Below are 19832 nucleotides of genomic sequence, written 5' to 3'. Positions count from 1 at the left end.
AGCAAGCGGAGCCGAGCACAGGCTCGGCTCTACAGGGTCAGGTGCTCTTCCTGGGGATGATGGTGATGTGCCCGTTGATCTCCAGCAGGGCCAGCTCCACATCCTCCACGCCCAGGCAGCCCTGCTGGCGCATGGCGGCCTCGAAATCGGCACGGGTGACCTGCTCACGGCGCAGAACGGCTTCGAACAGATGCCCATCGCGTGCAATCACCACCGGTTCCCCTTCAACCAGGCGCTCGATCCGCCGGCTGCGGGTACTCACCCAGCCTACGCCGTAGTTGAGCAGGATCAGGGTCGCCGCCAGCAGCAGGCCGCCGCCCAGCGAGGTATCGGTACCCAGCAGCGCGTTCTGCACCGCGTTGCCCAGCAGCACCACCAGCAGTACGTCGAACGGGGTGATCTGCCCCAGCGGGCGCTTGCCGCTGAGCCGGACCATGCCCAGCACCACGACATAGACCACCACCGCGCGCAGGATGAACTCCCACCACGGCATGGCCAGTGCGAACAGGTCGGGCATTGTCTTCCCCTGCGGAGCGGTGGCCCAGCGTGGCGCAGGCCACGGCATCTGGCAACGGCACAAATAAAAAGCCCCGCTGACCAGGGGGAGGTCAACGGGGCCGGGGAACGGGCACTTGGGGAGGAGTCCCCGTTCCGAGATCTGCTCCAGGGGATGGGAGAGATCCACAACAGGCGTTGCGCCTGTCGAGAGTTATAGAAGCACTCCGAACACTAACGGTTCGTGAAGGGGCCCAATTTAATGAACCTCCATCAGGGCAACATTCATGATCGAGTCAGAAACCTCTGACGAATGAACGAATTCACGTCGTTTTCGGCCTGAAACACCCTCAGTGCGCTTCGTCCCAGTTGTCGCCGATGCCGGTGTCGACCACCAGCGGCACCCGCAGTTTGGCCGCTTGCGACATGCGCTCGACCACCTGCAAACGCAACTCTTCAACGAAACTGCTTTCGGTTTCGAACACCAGTTCATCGTGCACCTGCAGGATCATCCTTGCCGGCGCGCCGCTGTCACGCAGCCACTGGTCCACGTCCACCATCGCGCGCTTGATGATGTCGGCGGCGGTGCCCTGCATCGGTGCGTTGATCGCGGCACGCTCGGCACCGGCGCGCAGGCCCTGGTTACGTGCATGAATGTCGTTCAGGTACAGGCGGCGGCCGAACAGGGTCTCCACATAGCCCTGGTCGCGGGCCTGCTGGCGCATCCGCTCCATGAAGTCGCGCACGCCTGGGTAGCGGCTGAAGTACAGCGCCACGTAATCCTGCGCCTGGCCACGGTCGATGCCCAGGTTGCGGGCCAGGCCGAAGGCGCTCATGCCGTACATCAGGCCGAAGTTGATCGCCTTGGCAGCGCGGCGCTCGTTCGGGGTCACTTCCTCCAGCGTACGCCCGAACACCTCGGCAGCGGTGGCACGGTGCACGTCGGCGCCCTGCTCGAAGGCACGCACCAGGCCCGGGTCCTCGGACAGGTGAGCCATGATCCGCAACTCGATCTGCGAGTAGTCGGCCGCCAGCAGCTGGAAGCCCTCCGGAGCGATGAATGCACGTCGGATGCGGCGGCCATCCTCGGTGCGGATCGGGATGTTCTGCAGGTTCGGGTCCGATGAGGACAGGCGGCCGGTAGCGGCACCGGACTGGTGGTAGCTGGTATGCACGCGGCCGGTATCCGGGTTGACCATCTCCGGCAGCTTGTCGGTGTAGGTGCTGCGCAGCTTGGCCAGCCCGCGATACTCCAAGATCACCCGCGGCAGCTCGTGCTGGTCGGCAATCGCCTCCAGTGCCTCTTCGTTGGTGCTGGGCTGGCCTTTCGGGGTCTTCACCACCGCCGGCAGCTTCAGCTCATCGAACAGCACCGCCTGCAGCTGCTTGGGCGAATCCAGGTTGAAGCTGCGCCCGGCCAGTTCGGTGGCCTTCTGCTGCGCGGCCAGCATGCGCGAGGACAGGTCCTGGCTCTGCCGGCGCAGCTCGACGGTATCGATCCGCACGCCATTGGCTTCGATGCTCGTCAGCACCGGCACCAGCGGCATCTCGATGTCGCGGTACACGCTGTCCAGCGCCGGCTCGGCCAGCAACTGCGGTTGCAGCGCGCGGTGCAGGCGCAGGGTGATGTCGGCGTCCTCGGCCGCATAGCGGCTGGCTTCGTCGATGCCCACCTGCGAGAACGGAATCTGCTTGGCGCCCTTGCCGGCCACGTCCTCGAACTTGATGGTGTTGTAGCCCAGATAACGCAGGGCCAGCGAATCCATGTCGTGGCGGGTGGCGGTGGAATTGAGCACGAAGCTCTCGAGCATGGTGTCGTCGTGGTAGCCCTGCACGTCCACGCCGTGGCGGCGCAGCACATGCAGGTCGTACTTGCCGTGCTGGCCCAGCTTCTTCTTCGCCGGGTCCTGCAGCACCGGGCGCAGCGCATCCAGCACCTGCTGCATCGGCAGCTGGGCCGGCGCACCCGGGTAATCGTGGCCGACCGGAATGTAGGCGGCCTTGCCCGGCTCGACCGCCAGGCTGATACCCACCAGGCGCGCACGCATCGCGTCCAGCGCATCGGTTTCGGTATCGAAACTGATCAGGTCCGCCTGCTGCAGGCGCTCGACCCAGGCCTGCAGCTGCTCGGCGGTCAGCACGGTCTCGTACTCACCCGGCGCGGCCAGGGCCGGATCCAGCGTGCCGGCGGCCGGTGCCTCGGCGCTGCCACGGGCGAACCCGGCGGCGGTGCCACGCAGGCTCGGCGTTGCTTCGCTGGCGGCCGTCGGCGCCGGCAGCGGCGCACCCAGCTCCTTCAGCGCCTGGGTGAAGCCATAGCGCGCATACAGCTCGGTCAGCTCCGGCACGTCCTGCTCGCGCAGGGCAAGCGTGGTCGGGCGGGCGTCCAGCTCGACGTCGGTGCGGATGGTCACCAGTTCGCGGTTCAGCGGCAGGCGCTCCAGCGCCGCGCGCAGGTTCTCGCCGATCTTGCCCTTCATGGTCGGGGCGGCCGCCATCACCCCATCCAGGTGCTGGTACTCGGCCAGCCACTTGGCGGCGGTCTTCGGCCCGCACTTCTCCACGCCCGGCACGTTGTCGACGGTGTCGCCCATCAACGCCAGCAGGTCGACGATCTGGTCGGCGCGCACGCCGAACTTCTCCATCACCGCGGCATCGGAATCCATGCGGCTGCCGGTCATGGTGTTGACCAGTTCGATGCCTGGCCGCACCAGCTGGGCGAAGTCCTTGTCGCCGGTGGAAATGGTCACCTTCAGGTCCTGCGCCACGCCCTGCAGGGCCAGCGTGCCGATCACATCGTCGGCTTCCACGCCGGGGATGCGCAGAATGCTGATGCCCAGCGCTTCAACGATGCGGCACATCGGTTCAACCTGGCTGCGCAGCTCGTCGGGCATCGGCGGGCGGTTGGCCTTGTACTGCTCGTACAGGTCATCGCGGAAGGTCTTGCCGGGCGCATCGACCACGAACGCCACGTAGGCCGGGCGCTCCTTCAGCGTCGAGCGCAGCATGTTGACCACGCCGAACAGCGCGCCGGTGGGTTCGCCCTGTGCATTGGACAGGGGCGGCAGCGCGTGGAACGCGCGGTACAGGTAACTGGACCCGTCGATCAGGACTAATCTGCTCATGGGTCGATTCTACGCGCCCGTGCCTGCACTGCGACGACACGGCACAGCCCCGGCGATGGGGCATAATCAAGGCTCTTTCCAGGCAAAGGCCCCCGCCGATGAAGACCCTGATGCTGGCTTCCGTGCTCCTGCTTGCTGGCTGCGCCAGCATGGGTGGTGCCGGCGCTCCCCCGGTGGACGTCAAGGGCGCGGACATTTCCAAGCGCACCATGGACAACGGCGACACCATCGAGGAATACCGCGTGTCCGGCCAGCTGCGCATGGTCAAGGTGACCCCGTCGCGCGGCGCACCGTTCTACATGTACGACAAGAACGGCGATGGCCGTTTCGACAACGACAAGGACGGCGTGTCGCCGGTGTACTGGAAGCTGTACAGCTGGTGATGTGGCCGGGGGGGGTCGGATCCCTTTCCTGCGGAAAGGGATCCGACCCCAACAAGGCAATCGCCACGGCCCACAAAAGATGACGCCGGCGCGCATCCTGCGGCCGGCGTCGGGTCCCCTCCCCGGGAACGCTTGTATCAGCGGATGACCAGCACCGGCAGCGTGCTGCGTGCCAGCACTTCGGCGGTCTGGCTGCCCAGCAGCACACGGGTCACGCCACGGCGGCCATGCGAGGTCATCACGATCAGGTCGCTGTTGCGCTCACCCGCCGTCTCGATGATGCCGTCAGCCGCGTAGCGGTCCAATACGTGCACCGGGTTGGCGGTGATGCCCTGCTCGGCCGCCTTGGCCAGCGCCGGCTGCAGCACCTTCTGTGCGCCTTCCTCGCGGTCGGCCTTGTACTCGGGGCTGTTCATGTAGCCCACGCTCCAGCCCATGGCGTCGTACATACCGACGGCCCACGGCTCGGAAACGGTCACGATATCGACCTCGGCATTGAGGTCCTTGGCCAGCTCCAGGCCCTTGGCCAGGCCCTTGTCGGCCAGCTCGGATCCGTCGGTGGCAATCAGGATGCGCTTGTACATGGTGGGGCTCCGTAGCGATCTGCCAGATGGGAACAACACCATTGCACACCGGATGTGCAGGCCGCGCCTTGAGCAGGATCAATCCGGCGCCGCGCAGCGGCGTGTGCGCACCGCCGGCTTGCGTACCCGGACACTGCAGCGCAAGCTGGGTGGGCGACGCACCGCCGCGCCCAAGGACGACCGACATGCAGGACAACAAGCCGCCCGTCTGGAGTTCACAGAAATCCATCCTGGTCGCCGTGATCGTCGCTTTGGCGGTACTTTTCGGCGGCTACCAGGTCGGCAAGGATATGGCCTTGCGTGACAATGCCCGCCAAGCAGCGGGCAAATAACACGCCCCTCTTCTGTAGAGCCGAGCATGGGCTATGCCGGTCGTCCTGACCGTTACCCCACGGGCCGTCGCAGGAGACGTTGGCAGCGGCTCCTGCCGCTACCTTCGGCTCTACATCAAGCCTGCCCTCAGGCGATCTGCACCACGCGCGCGTTCTGGCACAACGGATAACTGCCGACGAATTCAGCGATCGCATCACGCATCGCCTCGAACGATTCGCCGTACATGTACAGCGCGGTCTCCGTCGGGCCCTGCCACCAGCTGCAGATCTCGCCGAGGCCATCGATGCGCTCGGACAGCTGCTCAAACACGTGGTTGGAATCGCACTGCTCGTAGACCTCGTCCGGCAGGGTCAGGCCATCCAGGTAGATGCCCAGGCCCTCGGTCACGCCGAAGCTGCGATCAGCCTCACCCGCACCCTGCAGCTGCGAGCCCTTCGGCGCGCCCAGCTGCTCCAGCAGGTCGATCAGCTTCGACACGCCCGCAGCGTCCACCAGCGCCACTTCGATGTCGCCGTATTCGACCTCGCCCTCATCGGACATCGCGGTGCCACCGCCAGTGATCCCGCCGACCTCGGCCGCCTGCAGCAGCGCGTCAAGCGGATCTTCGAACAGCTCATGGCGATGCTCGGGCTGCAGCTTGGCGTTCAACTTCACGGTGACGTGCAGCGTGGGTTCGGTCATCGGGGCGTTCCTGGAAGAAGTGCCGCCTATTGTAGAGCCGAGCCCATGCCCGGCTGCTCTTTCCCACCAGAAGCAGCCGAGCATAGGCTCGGCTCCACAACAGCCCGTCAACGCAGGAACGGCGCCACCTTGCGCTTGAGCAACTCCACCAGCACCGGGTCCATGTAGTCGTAGTCATCCGGGATATCCAGGCAGATCACCCGCTTGCCCTTCAGCCCTGCCTTATAGCGGCTGGACAGCCGATTGCGGTGGGTCTTCTCCATCACGAACACCAGGTCGGCCCACTGCAGCAGCTCGGGGCTGAGCACTTCCTCGGCGTCGGCCAGCAGCCCGGCCGAGGCTGTTTCGATGCCCGGCCAATCGGCAAACACCTGCTCGGCCGTCGGGCTGCGCAGGCGGTTCTGACTGCAGAGGAAGAGCACGTTGCGGGTCATGAGCGCAGCGTATCGGGGTCGGATCCCTTTTCCAACGGAGGCCGCGATTGCTGTAGAGCCGAGCCCATGCTCGGCTGGGTTTTCCCGCAATGGCGTCAGAGCCCTCCCCGCGGGAGGGATCCGACCCCGGCAGTGATCAGATCACCGTCAGGTTGGCGTAGGCCATCACCAGCCACTTGCTGCCGGCGTCGGCGAACTCGACCTGCACGCGGGCGTGGGCGCCGTTGCCTTCGTAGTCGGTCACCATGCCTTCGCCGAACTTGGGATGGGTGACCAACGCGCCGAGCTTCAGCGGCGGCGCCTCGATCGAGGCATGGCCCATTACCCGGCTCGCGCCCATCGAGGCCGGCCGCGAGACCTGCACCTTCGGGCGCACTTCGTGCAGCAGCTCGCGCGGAATCTCGCGCAGGAAGCGCGACGGCAGGCTGTAGTTGTCCTGGCCGTGGATGCGGCGCGACTCGGCGTAGCTCAGCACCAGCTTCTGGCGCGCGCGGGTGATGCCCACGTAGGCTAGGCGGCGCTCTTCTTCCAGCCGCCCGCTTTCCTCCAGCGAACGTGCGCTGGGGAACAAGCCTTCTTCCAGGCCGGCCAGGAACACCAGCGGGAATTCCAGGCCCTTGGCCGAGTGCAGGGTCATCAGCTGCACGCCTTCCTCGCCCGCCTGCGCCTGGCCCTCGCCAGCCTCCAGCGCGGCATAGGCCAGGAATGCGACCAGCTCGTCCATGTCCTCGCCCACTTCCTCGATGTCATCGGCGCGGCGCACGAAGCGCGAGGCCACCGAGACCAGTTCGTCGAGGTTGTCGGTACGCGATTCCGAATCGAGCGCGTTGCGGCTTTCCTTGCTCCAGTGCTCGCGCAGCTGCGAGCGGGCCAGCACGTGGTCCACGCGCTCGGCCAGGGTCATGTGCAGGGTCTGCGCCTGCAGCTCGTTGACCAGCACCAGGAAGCCGGCCAGCGCATTGCGCGCACGTGCGGCCAGTGCGCTGCCCTGGGTGACCAGCATGGTCGCTTCCCACAGCGAGATGCCCTGCGCGCGCGCCTCGCGGCGCACTTCGTCCAGCGTGCGGTCGCCGATGCCACGCGTCGGCGTGTTGACCGCGCGCTCGAAGGCGGCGTCATCGTTGCGGTTGGACAGCAGGCGCAGGTAGGCCAGCGCATCCTTGATTTCGGCACGCTCGAAGAAGCGCATGCCGCCGTACACGCGGTACGGCACCTGTTCGCTCAGCAGCGCCTCTTCCAGCGCGCGCGACTGCGCGTTGCTGCGGTAGAGCACGGCCACTTCGGTATAGCTGCCACCGTCTCGCACCCACTGGCGCGCGCGCTCGACGATGTAGCGCGCCTCGTCCATCTCGTTGTACGCCGCGTACAAGTCGATCGGCTCGCCGTCGCCGCTGTCGGTCCACAGTTCCTTGCCGATGCGGTCCGGGTTGTGCGCGATGACCGCGTTGGCGGCGCCGAGGATGTTGGCCGTGGAGCGGTAGTTCTGTTCCAGGCGGATGGTCTGCGCGCCTGGGAAATCGCGCAGGAAGCCCTGCACGTTCTCGACCTTGGCACCGCGCCAGCCGTAGATGGCCTGGTCATCGTCGCCGACCACGAACACGTGGCCGGAATCGCCGGCCAGCACGCGCACGAAGGCGTACTGGATGGCGTTGGTGTCCTGGAACTCGTCCACCAGGATCTCGCGGAAGCGCGCGCGGTAGTGCGACAGCAACGCCGGGTTGTCACGCAGCAGTTCGTGCGCGCGCAGCAGTAGTTCGGCGAAGTCGACCAGGCCGGCGCGGTCGCAACGCGCCTGGTACTCGATGTAGGCCTGACGCATGGTTTCCAGCCACGCATCGTGCGGTTCCGGCTGGATGTGCTGTGGGCGGCGGCCTTCGTCCTTCTGCGCGTTGATCCACCACGCGATCTGCTTGGCCGGGTACTTGCCGTCATCCAGTTCCAGCGCCTGCACCACGCGCTTGACCAGCCGCAGCTGGTCGTCCGAATCCATCACCTGGAAGCCCTCCGGCAGCTTCGCGTCCTGCCAGTGCAGGCGCAGCAGGCGGTTGGCCAGGCCGTGGAAGGTGCCGATCCACATGCCGCGGCTGCCGTTGGGCAACTGTGCGTCGATGCGGTGGCGCATTTCGCCGGCCGCCTTGTTGGTGAAGGTCACCGCGAAAATGCCGTGGGTCGGCACGCCATCGACTTCATGCAGCCAGGCGATGCGGTGGGTAAGTACGCGGGTCTTGCCGGAACCGGCACCGGCCAGCACCAGGTGGTGGCCGGGGGGAGCGGAGACGGCTTCGCGCTGGGCCGGGTTCAGGCCATCAAGCAGGTGGGAGACATCCATGCCCCCATTTTACGGCATCGCCGTCGCGGCTCCTGCGACCACCTGGGTTGCAAGTGCGTGTGCCTGCTGACGCAGTTCAGGCACCGCCAGGCTTTCCCACAGGCTGCCGATGCGCAGGCTGCCGAGCACGCCCAGCCGCGCCTGCGGCTGTCCACCAGCGGCACGCAGGCGGTCGCCCGGCACCGTGCTGTCCAGGCCGAGCCCATGTGGGCCGGGGCGTGCCATGCCGTCGGCCTGCAGCTGCTGCAGCAACGGATTACGCAGTGCGCTGGCGCGGGTTTCCACGCCGGTGGCGTTGATCACTCCGCCAATCGTCCACTGCTGCTCGTTGCCAGTGGCATCGCGGCCGGACAGCTGCAGTGCATCGCCTTCGCGCCAGACACGTTGCAGGCGGGACCGGTGGATACGCAGCTGCCCGCTGTCCTGCAGGGACTGCAGCTGTTCATCGACCTCTTCGGCGATGCGGTGGCGATGCACGTCCCAATAGCGCACTACATGGCGCAGGAAGCGACGCTGGTCGGCCTCATCAAGGCTGCACCACAGCGCCTGGCCGTGTGGGCGGATGCGGTCCATCACACCCTGCCACGGCAGGCCGTCGGCTTGGGCTTGGCGTGCGAACCCGCGCAATGCGCGCAGGCGCTGGCGCAGGTTCATCGGCAGCAACGTAGCCGGATCAAACGTGGGCAGACCCCCGTGCGCATGCGGCAACGGCAGCAGGCCATGGCGCGAGATCACATGCAGCGGGCCAGTGTGGCCGGCAGCGACCAGCGCCAGCACGGTGTCGGCCATGCTCAGGCCGGACCCGACAATGGCGACAGTCTGCTCGCCGGCCAGGGTGCGTACGCCGTCGTAGTCCCAGGCCTCGATCACGTCATCGGCGGGCAACGCCTCGGCACCGGCCACCGGCAGCGGGCGCATGCTGTTGCCGAGGGCCAGTACCGCCTGCGCGGCGTGCAGCGCAGCGCCATCACCCAGCTGCAGCCGGTAACCATGGTCATCCGGCTGCAGGCCCAGCACCGGCTGCGCGATCACCTGCAGCTGCGCGGGGCTGGCTGCGGCAGCTTCCTGCAGCCGCTGCTGCAGGTAGGCGGCAAAGAAGTGGCGGCACACATAGCGCTCGCCCAGCACCTCGCGCGCCTCGCCCGGGTAGGCGTTGGCAGCCATCAGGTAATCGAGGAAATCACCGGGCTGGTCGGCAAATGCACTCATCTTCGCCGCCGGCACGTTCAGCAGATGCTCCGGCCATGGCGTGGCATAGGCGATGCCCTGGGCCAGCTGCGAGGCCTGTTCGATAATGGCCAGCGCCAGCGGCGCGTGGGCCTGGCGCAATACCTGGATCGCCACCAGCACCCCGGCCGCACCACCACCGATGATTGCCAGGTCCAGTTCGCCATTACGCGGTGAATCAGTCATGTGCCGATTGTAGGCCATCGGCGATGACAGGCCGGATTGCCGAAATGGGCGGCCGGCATTGCCTTACATCAACGCATCGGCCAGCCGTGCGATGCCCTCGCGGCTGCGCCGCCACGTGGGGCGGCTGCGCCACTGCTGCAGATCCAGCTGCCGCGACTCACGCAGATAGCCATCCTCGATCTCGCACAACTGCTTCACCAGCGCGCGGTCGTAGCAGATCAGGCCGATTTCGGCGTTCAGCGCGAACGAGCGGATATCCATGTTGATCGAGCCGAGCACGGCGATGTCCTCGTCCACGCTCATGTGCTTGGCGTGCAGGAACTGCGGTTCGTACAGGGCGATGCGCACGCCACAGCGCAGCAGCTCGTCGTAGTACGCCTCCTGCGCCCACGAGGTCAGCCGCTGGTTGTTGCTGGCCGACAGGATCAGCTGCACCTGCACGCCGGACAAGGCCGCAATGCGCAGTGCGCTCAGCGTGGCTTCGTCCGGCACGAAGTACGGCGTGACCATCACCAGCCGCCGCCGCGCCAGGTGGATCAGTGCCGCTACCGCATCACGCGCGTTGCTATAGGGATATGCCGGGCCGCTGGGCAGCAGCTGGGTGGCGATGTCGTCGCTGCATTCGGGCACATCGGCGATCACGTCCAGGCGCTGGCCGGTTTCCATGTACCAGTCGCTGGCGAACACGGCTTCCAGATGCGCCACCGCCGGGCCACGCACGCGCGCCACCAGCTCGCGGTTCGGGTGGCCGGGCACGAACTGCGGGCCTGCCAGGTTCTGCGAACCGACATAGGCCACTTCGTTGTCGATCACCGCGATCTTGCGGTGGTTGCGCAGGTCCATGCGCCCGCTGCGGCGCCAGCGCAGGCCGCCGGGCAGCATCGCGCGCACCTCGATGTCACGCGCTTCCAGGCGCTTGCGATAGGCGCGCAGACCGCGCTTGGCACCCACCGCGTCGAGCAGCACGCGGCATTGCACGCCACGTGCTGCGGCACGCTGCAGTGCCTCGACCACCGCCTCGCCCACCGCGTCGTCAAACATCAGGTAGTACAGCAGGTGCACGCGGTCTTCGGCCTGGTCGATGTCGGCGATCAGCGTGTGCAGCGATTCGTCGTAGTCGGTCAGCAGGTCCACCGCGTTGCCGTGCACCGGCATGAAGTCGCCCTGGCGCTGCACCAGCGGCACGATCTCGGCGCAGGCGGTGTCCGGCTGCGGGGTCCAGCGCAGGCGATGCTGCAGCGCCTGTTCCTCGCGGATGACCTGCGAGGCCTCGGCCTGGCGGCGGATGCGCTCGCGCGACAGCCACGGGTGGCCGAACAGCAGGTACAGCGGCAGGCCCAGCAGCGGCACGAAGCCGACCAGCAGCAGCCAGCTGCGCGCCGCACCCGGCGTGGTGCGGGTGGGGATCCAGCACAGCGCGACCAGCCGGATGAGCCAGTCGATCAACAGCAGGTAGGAACCCAGCAGCCACTCGAACAGCATCGCGTCGCCCGTCGGGAGGTGATGGGCCATTCTGCCCAGCGGGGTGTGTAGAGTCGAGCCACGCTCGACTGCTTTGAAGCAGTGTGCCGACCAAGGTTGGCACCTACCGTGTGTTGGAAGAGCGTGCCGACCAACGGTCGGCACCCACCACGGGAACACCGGGCATGAATACCGGGCATGAAAAAACCCGCCACGAGGGCGGGTTTCTTCGGAGGCGATCAGCAATCCTTGCGGATTACTTGATCTTGCCTTCCTTGTACGGGACGTGCTTGCGCACGACCGGATCGTACTTGGAGAATTCCATCTTCCCCGGGGTGTTCTTCTTGTTCTTGTCGGTCGTGTAGAAGTGACCGGTACCAGCGGTCGAAATCATACGGACCTTATCGCGCTTGCCTGCCATGATCGTCTACTCCTCAGACCTTTTCGCCGCGCGCACGCAGCTCAGCCAGAACGGAATCGATACCGTTCTTGTCGATGGTGCGCAGTGCATGCGCGGAAACACGAAGCTTCACCCAGCGGTTTTCGCTGGCAACCCAGAAGCGGCGCTCGTGCAGATTCGGCAGGAAACGACGACGGGTCTTGTTGTTGGCGTGCGAGACGTTGTTACCCGTCTGCACTCGCTTGCCGGAAACCTGGCATACGCGGGACATTGCGCACCTCGATAGTAAGTTGTGTCTCCCCGTAGCCCGGGGGACGGCGGCCTCGATGGTTGCCCACCACACGTCAAGAGAATCAAAGGGTTACGCTGGCGTTGGGCGGCCGGGGACGTGCTCCCGGGGGCGCCGCCCGGTAGAAAACCGGACACAGCGAGCCGCGCATTATGCACGGGTTCAAGCACTTGCGCAAGTTACCCACAGGCTGGGGCTGGACGCGACGGCCGCTCCCCCTGTAAAGCCGGGCCGGCTCAGCGCAGGTGCGGAACCACCTGGGCAAGCAGGTGCGCGTCCTTCAACGCGCCATGCAGGCCCCGGTTGCTTGGGATGCGCAGGCGCACAAGCAGGTCGTCCAGCTTGTTGGGCATGCCGGGCCAACGACTACGCGCCAGCTTCAGGCTGCAGGTAATGCGGCAATGCTGGGCCAGACTGGCGGAGATGCCGGCCAGGCGCAGCTCGTTGTCCAGGAAGCCCACATCGAAGGTGGCGTTGTGCGCGACCATCTCGCTGCCGCGCAGGAAATCCAGCAGTTCGGCGGCCTTGCTGGAGAACAGCGGCTTGCCCACCAGCATTGAGTCGCTGATGCCGTGCACGCGCTGCGCGCCCCAGTCCACCTTGCGCTGCGGCTGCAGATAGGTGTGGAACTGGCGACCGGTCAGCTGGCCATCGATCAGTTCGACGGCACCGATTTCGATGACCCGGTGCCCCAGGCGGTGGGAGATGCCGGTGGTTTCGGTATCCAGTGCGACGATGCGACTCATGAGTAGCGATGTTTCCTGTTGCGTGCCGTGATGATTTTCGCATGCCTGCAGCAGGAAGCCCCCTAAAGAGCCGAGCCCGCGCTCGGCTCACGCGCGAAGCGCGGGCCCTGAACGTTGCAGCCAGAAGCAGCCGAGCGTGGGCTCGGTTCTACAGATAAGCGGATTTCACCCCAATACCTCCACCACCCAATCGATGAACACCCGCATCCGCTGGCTCATGTGCCGGTTCGGCGGGAACATCACGTGCATCGGCATCGGCGGCAGCTGCCAGTCCTGCAACACCGGCATCAACTCGCCACGCGCCACGTGCGGATCGGCCATGTAGCTGGGCAGCGCGACCACGCCCAGCCCTGCCAATGCAGCCGCCAGATACGCATTGCCGTCGTCGAAACCGACCGTGTAGCGGCCCTGCACCTCGATGCGCTCATCGCCACGCTGGGCGTTGAACACCCGGGCGCGGCCACTGCGCGGGCTGAGGAAGCCGACCATGTGGTGATCCGGGCCTTCCAGCGCGCGCGGGTCGGTCGGCATGCCGAAGCACTGCACGTAGCCGGGGCTGGCATGAAAACCGATCGGCAGTGCAGCCAACGGCCGCGCCACCAGCGCCGGATCGGCCGGGGTGCCACCACGAATCACGCAATCGACGTTGTCGGCGATGACATCCACCTCGCGGTCACTCACGCCGATGTCCAGCTGGATCTCCGGGTAGCGTGCCTGGAAGTCCGGCAGCGCCGGCACCAGCCGCAGCCGCGCGTAGGGTCCAGGCACGTCCACGCGCAGGCGCCCACGCGGCCGCGTGGCGGCATCGCCCAGCCCGCCCTCCACCTCTTCCAGCTCGGCCAGCAGGCGAGCGATGCGCGGGTAGTAGGCCGCGCCATCGGCGGTGACGCTGACCCGGCGCGTGGTGCGGTTGAGCAGGCGCAGCCGCAGATGCGCCTCCAGCTGCTGCACCAGCTGGGTGACCGTGGTGCGGCTGACCTGCAGGGTGTGCGCGGCACGGGTGAAGCTGCCGGTTTCCACTACCCGGGCAAACGCCCGCATCGCCTCGAAACGGTCCATGGTGGGTCATGATTGTTTGGAATTGACAATCAATCTAGGCCGATCATCGCGGTTTATCCAGACAGCGCAGGCGCGGAGGATGGCATCCTCTCCCACGGGATCTTCTCCATGTCACAGCGTGATGTCGTTTTCCCCGCAGGCCGCCAGGCCCTGTACGAGCGCAACCGCTACTCGCCGGCGATCCGATCCAACGGCTTCCTGTTCGTCTCCGGCCAGGTGGGTAGCCGCGAGGACGGCTCGCCCGAGCCGGACTTCGAAGCGCAGGTGCGCCGCGCCTTCGACAACCTCAACGCGGTGTTGGCTGCCGCCGGCTGCACGTTCGATGACGTGGTCGACGTGACCGTGTTCCTGGTCGATCCGGAAACCAACTTCGAGAAGGCATGGGCGATCGTGCCCGAGTATTGGGGCGAGGCGCCGCACCCGACCCTGACCGGCATCGGCGTGACCTGGCTGTATGGGTTCCAGTTCGAGATCAAGGTGATCGCGAAGCTTCCGTGACTGTTCAATCGTTAAAGTCTCAGACTGAACGACGTTGACGAGAACCCGATCAAATCTCGTATGCTCGCTCAACCAGCAGCCGGTGGATGAGGAGCAAGGGAGCATGCCTGAGATCCAAGATTTTGCAATACGAAACTTCAAGGGTATTAAAAACGTCAAGATCGACCTGAGAGGTCGCTCAACCAGTCCAGTAATAACCCTTATAGGACTGAACGAGAGCGGAAAGACGACAATTCTCGAGGCAATATCTCACTTCGTTACCGGCAACAGATCCGTTTCAAGTTTGTTTGATGGGCCGTACTCCAAGGCATCAGGGATAAGCCTTATTCCGATTCAGCACAAGGCCGCTTTCTCCGGAGCAGTTGCCGTAAGAGCAACCATAAAGCTCACTGAGGGAGATATTGATCACCTGGTGAAAACCGCAAAAAAACATGGAATAAAACTGGACCCAGAACCATTAAAAAATCCCGTTTACGCGGAGAAGAGATTCACGTTTAAGGATAGCGTCCTTACAGAGACGATGAATTACTGGACCCTAAATCTTTTCACAAAGAAGGGAAAAGCCACAAAATTTACCGCATATCAGAAGCCTACCAAGCCCACAGGATTTGATCTCTGGACTCACACCATGAGACACATCCAACAGAACTTGGAACAAGTGTCATATTTTCCCACCTTCCTCGTTGAAATGCCGCCTCGAATCTATCTTGAAGAGCACGTCGACGAAACAGCCATTAATAGGCATTATCGTTTCGCACTTCAAGATATACTTACTAGCATCAACCCCGAACTTTCAACAGATAAACATATTGTACAGAGAATAAAGGAATTTAAAGAAAGCCAAGCATCATCATCTTGGCTATCAAGACTGTTGAGCAGCCCACGGAAGACCCCAATTGATTCGGTGTTTCAGAAAGTATCGAGCGCAATCACAAAGGAAGTCCTTGGAAGCTGGCATAGGATTTTTCAAAAATCCATTGCCATAAAGTCCATCTCGGTCGGGTGGGGTGTAGATGAAGAACGCGATGACATGCCCTACGCGACGTTCCATGTTACGGATGGGGAATCAAATTACGCAATAAATGAAAGATCCCTAGGATTCAGATGGTTCTTTTCATTTCTCCTCTTTACTGGATTTAATCGAGAAAAAGAGAAAAAGACCATATTTGTATTTGACGAGCCCGCTGCAAACCTCCACGCAAAGGCGCAAGCCGAACTTTTGACCAGCTTTGCTCGAATCGCATCCAATGGGAATTTCGTAATATACTCAACCCATAGCCACCACATGATTAATCCGAAGTGGCTCGGGTCTTCTTACATCGTAGAGAATGCAGCACTTGATTACGATGGAGAAAATGCATTTGGGCTAGATACGAAGCCAACAGAAGTCACGGCAACCACTTACAGAAATTTTGTTGCAAAGTATCCATCAAGATCAAGCTATTTCCAACCTGTAATCGAGAAACTTGAATATATAGCCCCAGACCTAATTGGTGCTGGACCGTATCTAATTGTTGAAGGAATTACCGACTTCTACGCATTAACGATCGCCAACTCTTCAAGTAAGAAGAAGAGAAAGCTTCATCTAGTACCAGGCTCAGGCTCTGGGTCATCAGGACCCCTGATAAGCCAACTCCTTGGCCAAGCCACTGATTTTTCAATACTTCTAGACGATGACAAGGAGGGCCATAAAGCTGCCGCCAAGTATCGCGAGGAATGGTATCTCGGCGAATCCCACATTATTACGCTTGGCGAAATAAACTCTGATTTCTCCGGCATGGCAATTGAGAAACTACTTGGCCAGGATACTATTGAATTGATGAAATCCAACGCTTCCACTGGGAAACAACCAACCAAAAAGCAAGTCGGATGGTATCTCGCGGAAGCCTGTGCAAACAGCAAGCCCGCACTGGAAATTATCTCGAAATCAGCAATAGAGCGGCTATCTGAAGTTCTCGACTTTTTTGAGAAGAGGTTCAATAAATAGAAATAACCCCAAACCGCAGTACGAGACAACAAAAGATGCAGCACGTGTTAGATGCACATCTATGCACAGGCGCCGGCGAGGCTGGGTGGCAGCGTCGCCGAGCCGTCCTCAACCTCTTCCAATTATGATCGTGTTTTATTCGGGCAGCGGCACCGTTGAGAGTGGTGCTTTCTCCAACCCTGCTTCCCATGGCACAGCGTGATGCCGTTTTCCCGCCGGTCTCCAAGCCCTGTACGAGCGCAACCATTATTCGTCGACGATCCGATCCAACGGTTTTCTGTTCGTCTCCGGCCAGGTCGGCAGCCGCGAGGATGGTTCGCCTGAGCCGGACTTCGAAGCGCAGGTGCCGCGCCTTCGAAAATCTCAATGCGGTGCTGGCTGCCGCCGGCTGCACCTTCGATGACGTGGTCGACGTGACCGTGTTCCTGGTCGACCCCGAGAAGAACTTCGAGAAGGCGTGGGCGATCGTGCCCGAGTACTGGGGCGAGGCGCCGCACCCGACCCTGACCGGAATCGGCGTGACCTGGCTGTATGGGTTCCAGTTCGAGATCAAGGTGATCGCGAAGCTGCCTATAGACCGGTAGTGCCGGCCGCTGGCCGCTGGCCGGCAATGTGTCGGGGGTCGAAAAGCGTGCCGACCAAGGTCGGCACCCACCAGGGCAGAAGGCCCCCGGGCTGCCCACCTGAACGGGAGGTTCCGACGAATTCCCGAGGTGGCCATTGATATTGTATCCGGCGAAAACCGCTTGCTAGCCTCCCCTCCATGCGCCGGATCACCCGCCAACTGCGTACGTACCTGATGATGCTGCTGATGGCGGCATTCGTGGTCGTGCCGGTGGCCGACGCACTGGTGTGTGCGGTGGAACCGCATGCCAGCAGCGCCCATGTCGAATCCCTCGCGGACGACGCAGGCGGTGACAGCGACAGCAAGCACACCGGTGCCTGCACGCATAACCACTGCCACCACTCCACGCTGAGCCTGCCAGCGAACGATTTCGCCGCCTTCGGTACGCCGCTGCCGGCGCGCTGGATGAATGCCGGCGACGTGGCGACCTATGCGGTCGCCCAGGATGAATTGACGCGTCCCCCCCGGGCGTGAGTTGAGCGCGTCCCGCAATCGCGGGCTCCCGTTTCACTCACAACCGGAATCCCCCTATGTCGATCCTGACACCTCGGTCGCCGCGCGCGGCCGGGCTGGTCGTCGCTGTGTTGCTGGGCCTGGCCCCGGCGGCATCGGTGATGGCGCAAGCCGCCCCTTCCTACGACACCCTGCTTGAACGCCTCGACCAGCTGCCCGGCACCCGTGTCGGCGCGGCGCTGGCCGAAGCCGCCGACGCCCGTGCCGACCAGGCCCGTGCGTTGCCCAATCCTTCCCTCTCCTACTCCGCCGAGAACGCGTGGGGCACCGGCTCCTATGGCGGCATGGGCAAGGCCGACACCGTGCTCACCCTGTCCCAGCCCCTGGAGGTATGGGGCCAGCGTGGCGCGCGCGTCCGTGCCGCCCGCGCCGAGGCACAGGCGGCCAACCTGCGTGGCGCCCAAAGCCGCAGCGATGTGGCCAGCCAGTTGGCGGTGGTCTATGCACAGGCGGAAAGTGCACTGCGCCGCTACAGCCTGGCCGAAGAAGCGCTGACGCTCACCCGCGACGACGCCAACGCGGTCAATGCGATGGTCAAGCAGGGCCGCGAACCGCAGTTGCGCGCGGTGCAGGCGCAGAGCGAAGTGGCCAACGCCAGCGCCGCGCTGGATGAGGCGCAGGCGTTCCGCGACGCCGCGCTGGCCCGCCTGGCAGGTGCCGCGCTGCTGGATGCACCGGTGCAGTCGATCAACGACAGCCTGCTCGACCGTGCTCCGCCGCTGCCGCGTGGCACCACCGATGCTGCGCTGGCGGTGCGCATCGCCGAGGCCGAAGCCGATGCAGCAGGCAAGCTTGTCGACGTTGAGCGCAAGCGCGCCCTGCCCGACCTCAGCGTCACTGCCGCACAGACACGCTTCCGCGAAGGCGGCGAGCGCGCCTACAACCTCGGCGTCAGCCTCAGCATCCCGCTGTTCGACCGCAACCGCGGTGGCATCCGCGCCGCCAATGCCGACCAGCGCGCGGCCGAAGCCCGTCTGGACCAGCAACGCCGCGACAGCGAGGCCGCGCGCCTCTCCGCCGTGGCCGGATTGAAGGCGGCCGGCAGCCGCACCCGTGCCTCCGACGAAAGCGTGGTCGCCGCCGAGGAGGCCTATCGGCTTGCCCGGGTCGGCTTCGACGCAGGACGCATCTCGCAGCTGGAACTGCGCAGCACCCGCAGCGCCCTCATCGCCGCCCGCGGCACCGCCGTAGACGCGCGCCTCTCGCGCGTCGGCGCCGAAATCGATCTTGCGCGCCTTGAAGGACGCGCCCCCTTTGTGGAGGCCCCATGACTCTCTCTCGTACTTTTCCGCTGATCGGCGGTGTCCTGCTGGCCGTGTTCCTGGCCGGCTGCGCCGGCAACGCGCAGACGCCGGAAACGGCCGATGCGACCACCGTCAAGGCCGGCACCGACGATGGCCACGGCCATGCTGCCGACAGCAAGGAAGCCAAGGCGGAAACCGCCAAGGCTCCCGCCGACGCCGATGAAGGCGTGGTGCAGCTGACCCCGGAACAGATCAAGGCGTCCGGTATCGAGGTGGTCGCCATCGGCCGTGGTGGCGGTGGCTCCACGCGCCTGTCCGGCCGCGTTGAACCGTCGGTGGGCGCACGCGCGTCGGTGGCCTCGACCGTGACCGGCCGCGTCGAACGCGTGCTGGTGGCACCGGGCACGGCGGTGAAGCAGAACCAGGCGCTGGCCATCGTGGTCAGTGGCGAGGCGGCAGTGTTCCGCGCCAATGCGCTGGCCGCATCGGCCGAAGCCGAGGCCGCACGCCTGGCCTACGGCCGCGACAAGGCGCTGGTCGACCAGGGTGTGGTTGCGCGCCAGGAGCTGGAAGCCTCACGCGCACGTTCGCTGGCGGCCCAGGCGCAGGCGGCCGCCGCGCAGGCCCAGGCCGCCGCCAACGGTGCGCCCGATGCCAGTGGCCGCGTGCGCATCACCAGCCCGGTGGCCGGCATCGTCGGCAACGTGCAGGTCACCCCGGGCGGCGTGGTCGCCGCCGGTAGTGCGGTGGCCGACGTCGCCGATCCGAGCATGAACGAACTGGTGTTCACCGCACCGCCGGCGCTGGCCGCGCAGGTCACGCCCGGCATGAAGCTGGAAGTGAGCGTGCCGGGTGGCAGCTTCACCGCCACCGTTACCGGTTCGGCCGCCGATGTCCGCCAGCAGGGCGGCGTCGCGGTGATCCGTGCCACGCCGGTGGACGCCTCCTTGCCGCCGGCCGGTTCACCGGTATCCGCCGTGGTGGTCACCGAAGGCCAGGATGGTTCGCTCAGCGTGCCGGCCGATGCGGTGCAGAACGTCGATGGCAGCAGTGCGGTGTTCATCGCCGTCGAAGGCGGCTTCAAGGCGCAGCCGGTCCTGGCCGGACGCCGTGCGGGTGACCGCATCGAGATCCTCGGTGGGCTGACCGGCAGCGAGCGCATCGTTGGCAGCAACGCCTTCCTGCTCAAGGCCGAACTGGCCAAGGGCGAAGCCGAGCACGGCCACTGAGGAG

The 19832-nt window shown here is 64.8% G+C and carries 19 protein-coding genes and 1 pseudogene; 8 read left to right on the top strand and 12 right to left on the bottom strand.

Annotation, left to right across the window (positions count from 1 at the left end; genetic code table 11):
- Positions 1–37: 37 nt before the first annotated feature.
- Both AC13GA_RS11005 and polA read right to left on the bottom strand, forming a co-directional pair.
- Complete coding sequence (locus tag AC13GA_RS11005; RefSeq protein ID WP_046983458.1) at positions 38–517, bottom strand: DUF421 domain-containing protein; 480 nt, start codon at positions 515–517, stop codon at positions 38–40.
- A gap of 328 nt (positions 518–845) precedes the next feature.
- The gene (polA, locus tag AC13GA_RS11000; RefSeq protein ID WP_482998118.1) at positions 846–3620 is read right to left on the bottom strand and encodes a DNA polymerase I; all 2775 of its coding nucleotides are present in this window, start codon (positions 3618–3620) and stop codon (positions 846–848) included.
- Between the two features lie 98 nt (positions 3621–3718).
- On the opposite strand from polA, the gene AC13GA_RS10995 reads away from it, so the two are divergent.
- Positions 3719–4003 (top strand): DUF2782 domain-containing protein, encoded by a 285-nt coding sequence (locus tag AC13GA_RS10995; protein WP_046983456.1) that lies wholly within the window; start codon positions 3719–3721, stop codon positions 4001–4003.
- Positions 4004–4140: 137 nt separating this feature from the next.
- Here AC13GA_RS10995 and AC13GA_RS10990 read toward each other — a convergent pair whose 3' ends face one another.
- On the bottom strand, positions 4141–4587 hold the full coding sequence (locus tag AC13GA_RS10990) for a universal stress protein (protein ID WP_005411629.1): 447 nt from the start codon (positions 4585–4587) through the stop codon (positions 4141–4143).
- 185 nt (positions 4588–4772) lie between these two features.
- Between AC13GA_RS10990 and AC13GA_RS10985 the strand changes: the two genes are divergently transcribed.
- On the top strand, positions 4773–4919 hold the full coding sequence (locus tag AC13GA_RS10985) for a hypothetical protein (RefSeq protein WP_253078564.1): 147 nt from the start codon (positions 4773–4775) through the stop codon (positions 4917–4919).
- A 127-nt stretch (positions 4920–5046) separates the two neighbouring features.
- Here AC13GA_RS10985 and AC13GA_RS10980 read toward each other — a convergent pair whose 3' ends face one another.
- The 9 genes from AC13GA_RS10980 to AC13GA_RS10940 all read right to left on the bottom strand — a co-directional run bounded on the left by AC13GA_RS10980 (position 5047) and on the right by AC13GA_RS10940 (position 13732).
- The gene (locus tag AC13GA_RS10980) at positions 5047–5601 is read right to left on the bottom strand and encodes a hypothetical protein (protein ID WP_482998117.1); all 555 of its coding nucleotides are present in this window, start codon (positions 5599–5601) and stop codon (positions 5047–5049) included.
- A gap of 107 nt (positions 5602–5708) precedes the next feature.
- Positions 5709–6035, bottom strand: a complete 327-nt coding sequence (locus AC13GA_RS10975; protein WP_046983454.1) for a low molecular weight protein tyrosine phosphatase family protein — start codon at positions 6033–6035, stop codon at positions 5709–5711.
- A gap of 136 nt (positions 6036–6171) precedes the next feature.
- Positions 6172–8364 carry a DNA helicase II gene (gene uvrD / locus AC13GA_RS10970; protein ID WP_006402493.1) on the bottom strand — a complete coding sequence of 731 codons (2193 nt, stop codon included), beginning with the start codon at positions 8362–8364 and terminating at the stop codon, positions 6172–6174.
- A 9-nt stretch (positions 8365–8373) separates the two neighbouring features.
- Entirely contained in the window at positions 8374–9795 is a 1422-nt protein-coding gene (locus tag AC13GA_RS10965) for an FAD/NAD(P)-binding protein (RefSeq protein WP_482998116.1), read from the bottom strand.
- A 45-nt stretch (positions 9796–9840) separates the two neighbouring features.
- Positions 9841–11259 (bottom strand): cardiolipin synthase, encoded by a 1419-nt coding sequence (cls, locus tag AC13GA_RS10960; protein WP_482998451.1) that lies wholly within the window; start codon positions 11257–11259, stop codon positions 9841–9843.
- A 235-nt stretch (positions 11260–11494) separates the two neighbouring features.
- The gene (rpmG, locus tag AC13GA_RS10955) at positions 11495–11662 is read right to left on the bottom strand and encodes a 50S ribosomal protein L33 (protein WP_170272460.1); all 168 of its coding nucleotides are present in this window, start codon (positions 11660–11662) and stop codon (positions 11495–11497) included.
- A gap of 10 nt (positions 11663–11672) precedes the next feature.
- Positions 11673–11909 (bottom strand): 50S ribosomal protein L28, encoded by a 237-nt coding sequence (gene rpmB, locus AC13GA_RS10950; protein ID WP_005411638.1) that lies wholly within the window; start codon positions 11907–11909, stop codon positions 11673–11675.
- 254 nt (positions 11910–12163) lie between these two features.
- On the bottom strand, positions 12164–12673 hold the full coding sequence (gene dnaQ / locus AC13GA_RS10945) for a DNA polymerase III subunit epsilon (RefSeq protein WP_482998115.1): 510 nt from the start codon (positions 12671–12673) through the stop codon (positions 12164–12166).
- A 165-nt stretch (positions 12674–12838) separates the two neighbouring features.
- A complete protein-coding gene (locus AC13GA_RS10940) occupies positions 12839–13732 on the bottom strand; it encodes a LysR family transcriptional regulator (RefSeq protein WP_428709548.1) in 894 nt (297 codons plus the stop codon).
- Between the two features lie 108 nt (positions 13733–13840).
- On the opposite strand from AC13GA_RS10940, the gene AC13GA_RS10935 reads away from it, so the two are divergent.
- The 6 genes and pseudogenes from AC13GA_RS10935 to AC13GA_RS10910 all read left to right on the top strand — a co-directional run bounded on the left by AC13GA_RS10935 (position 13841) and on the right by AC13GA_RS10910 (position 19828).
- Positions 13841–14230: a RidA family protein gene (locus AC13GA_RS10935; protein WP_482998114.1), complete on the top strand. Its 390-nt coding sequence runs from the start codon at positions 13841–13843 to the stop codon at positions 14228–14230.
- 103 nt (positions 14231–14333) lie between these two features.
- Positions 14334–16217, top strand: a complete 1884-nt coding sequence (locus AC13GA_RS10930; protein WP_482998113.1) for an AAA family ATPase — start codon at positions 14334–14336, stop codon at positions 16215–16217.
- A gap of 188 nt (positions 16218–16405) precedes the next feature.
- Positions 16406–16801: pseudogene (locus AC13GA_RS10925) on the top strand (RidA family protein).
- 179 nt (positions 16802–16980) lie between these two features.
- Positions 16981–17316 (top strand): hypothetical protein, encoded by a 336-nt coding sequence (locus AC13GA_RS10920; protein ID WP_006402574.1) that lies wholly within the window; start codon positions 16981–16983, stop codon positions 17314–17316.
- A 56-nt stretch (positions 17317–17372) separates the two neighbouring features.
- Complete coding sequence (locus AC13GA_RS10915; RefSeq protein WP_337302391.1) at positions 17373–18626, top strand: TolC family protein; 1254 nt, start codon at positions 17373–17375, stop codon at positions 18624–18626.
- A complete protein-coding gene (locus AC13GA_RS10910; protein WP_482998112.1) occupies positions 18623–19828 on the top strand; it encodes an efflux RND transporter periplasmic adaptor subunit in 1206 nt (401 codons plus the stop codon). The genes AC13GA_RS10915 and AC13GA_RS10910 overlap by 4 nt, the downstream gene beginning before the upstream one ends.
- Positions 19829–19832: the final 4 nt, after the last annotated feature.

The sequence above is a fragment of the Stenotrophomonas sp. 22DLJC03 genome (genome assembly GCF_056861405.1).
The sequence above is the reverse complement of the archived record's forward strand: the minus strand, read 5'-3'. Positions and strand labels throughout refer to the sequence as shown.

What these genes read in the sequence shown, in the direction of transcription:
- rpmB (WP_005411638.1), bottom strand. Translation starts at nt 11,909, where the DNA reads ATGTCCCGCGTATGCCAGGTTTCCGGCAAGCGAGTGCAGACGGGTAAC.
- cls (WP_482998451.1), bottom strand. Translation starts at nt 11,259, where the DNA reads ATGCTGTTCGAGTGGCTGCTGGGTTCCTACCTGCTGTTGATCGACTGG.
- AC13GA_RS10930 (WP_482998113.1), top strand. Translation starts at nt 14,334, where the DNA reads ATGCCTGAGATCCAAGATTTTGCAATACGAAACTTCAAGGGTATTAAA.
- AC13GA_RS10980 (WP_482998117.1), bottom strand. Translation starts at nt 5,601, where the DNA reads ATGACCGAACCCACGCTGCACGTCACCGTGAAGTTGAACGCCAAGCTG.
- AC13GA_RS10940 (WP_428709548.1), bottom strand. Translation starts at nt 13,732, where the DNA reads ATGGACCGTTTCGAGGCGATGCGGGCGTTTGCCCGGGTAGTGGAAACC.
- AC13GA_RS11005 (WP_046983458.1), bottom strand. Translation starts at nt 517, where the DNA reads ATGCCCGACCTGTTCGCACTGGCCATGCCGTGGTGGGAGTTCATCCTG.
- AC13GA_RS10985 (WP_253078564.1), top strand. Translation starts at nt 4,773, where the DNA reads ATGCAGGACAACAAGCCGCCCGTCTGGAGTTCACAGAAATCCATCCTG.
- AC13GA_RS10915 (WP_337302391.1), top strand. Translation starts at nt 17,373, where the DNA reads ATGTCGATCCTGACACCTCGGTCGCCGCGCGCGGCCGGGCTGGTCGTC.
- polA (WP_482998118.1), bottom strand. Translation starts at nt 3,620, where the DNA reads ATGAGCAGATTAGTCCTGATCGACGGGTCCAGTTACCTGTACCGCGCG.
- dnaQ (WP_482998115.1), bottom strand. Translation starts at nt 12,673, where the DNA reads ATGAGTCGCATCGTCGCACTGGATACCGAAACCACCGGCATCTCCCAC.
- AC13GA_RS10975 (WP_046983454.1), bottom strand. Translation starts at nt 6,035, where the DNA reads ATGACCCGCAACGTGCTCTTCCTCTGCAGTCAGAACCGCCTGCGCAGC.
- AC13GA_RS10995 (WP_046983456.1), top strand. Translation starts at nt 3,719, where the DNA reads ATGAAGACCCTGATGCTGGCTTCCGTGCTCCTGCTTGCTGGCTGCGCC.
- AC13GA_RS10990 (WP_005411629.1), bottom strand. Translation starts at nt 4,587, where the DNA reads ATGTACAAGCGCATCCTGATTGCCACCGACGGATCCGAGCTGGCCGAC.
- AC13GA_RS10910 (WP_482998112.1), top strand. Translation starts at nt 18,623, where the DNA reads ATGACTCTCTCTCGTACTTTTCCGCTGATCGGCGGTGTCCTGCTGGCC.
- AC13GA_RS10935 (WP_482998114.1), top strand. Translation starts at nt 13,841, where the DNA reads ATGTCACAGCGTGATGTCGTTTTCCCCGCAGGCCGCCAGGCCCTGTAC.
- AC13GA_RS10920 (WP_006402574.1), top strand. Translation starts at nt 16,981, where the DNA reads ATGCGCCGGATCACCCGCCAACTGCGTACGTACCTGATGATGCTGCTG.
- AC13GA_RS10965 (WP_482998116.1), bottom strand. Translation starts at nt 9,795, where the DNA reads ATGGCCTACAATCGGCACATGACTGATTCACCGCGTAATGGCGAACTG.
- uvrD (WP_006402493.1), bottom strand. Translation starts at nt 8,364, where the DNA reads ATGGATGTCTCCCACCTGCTTGATGGCCTGAACCCGGCCCAGCGCGAA.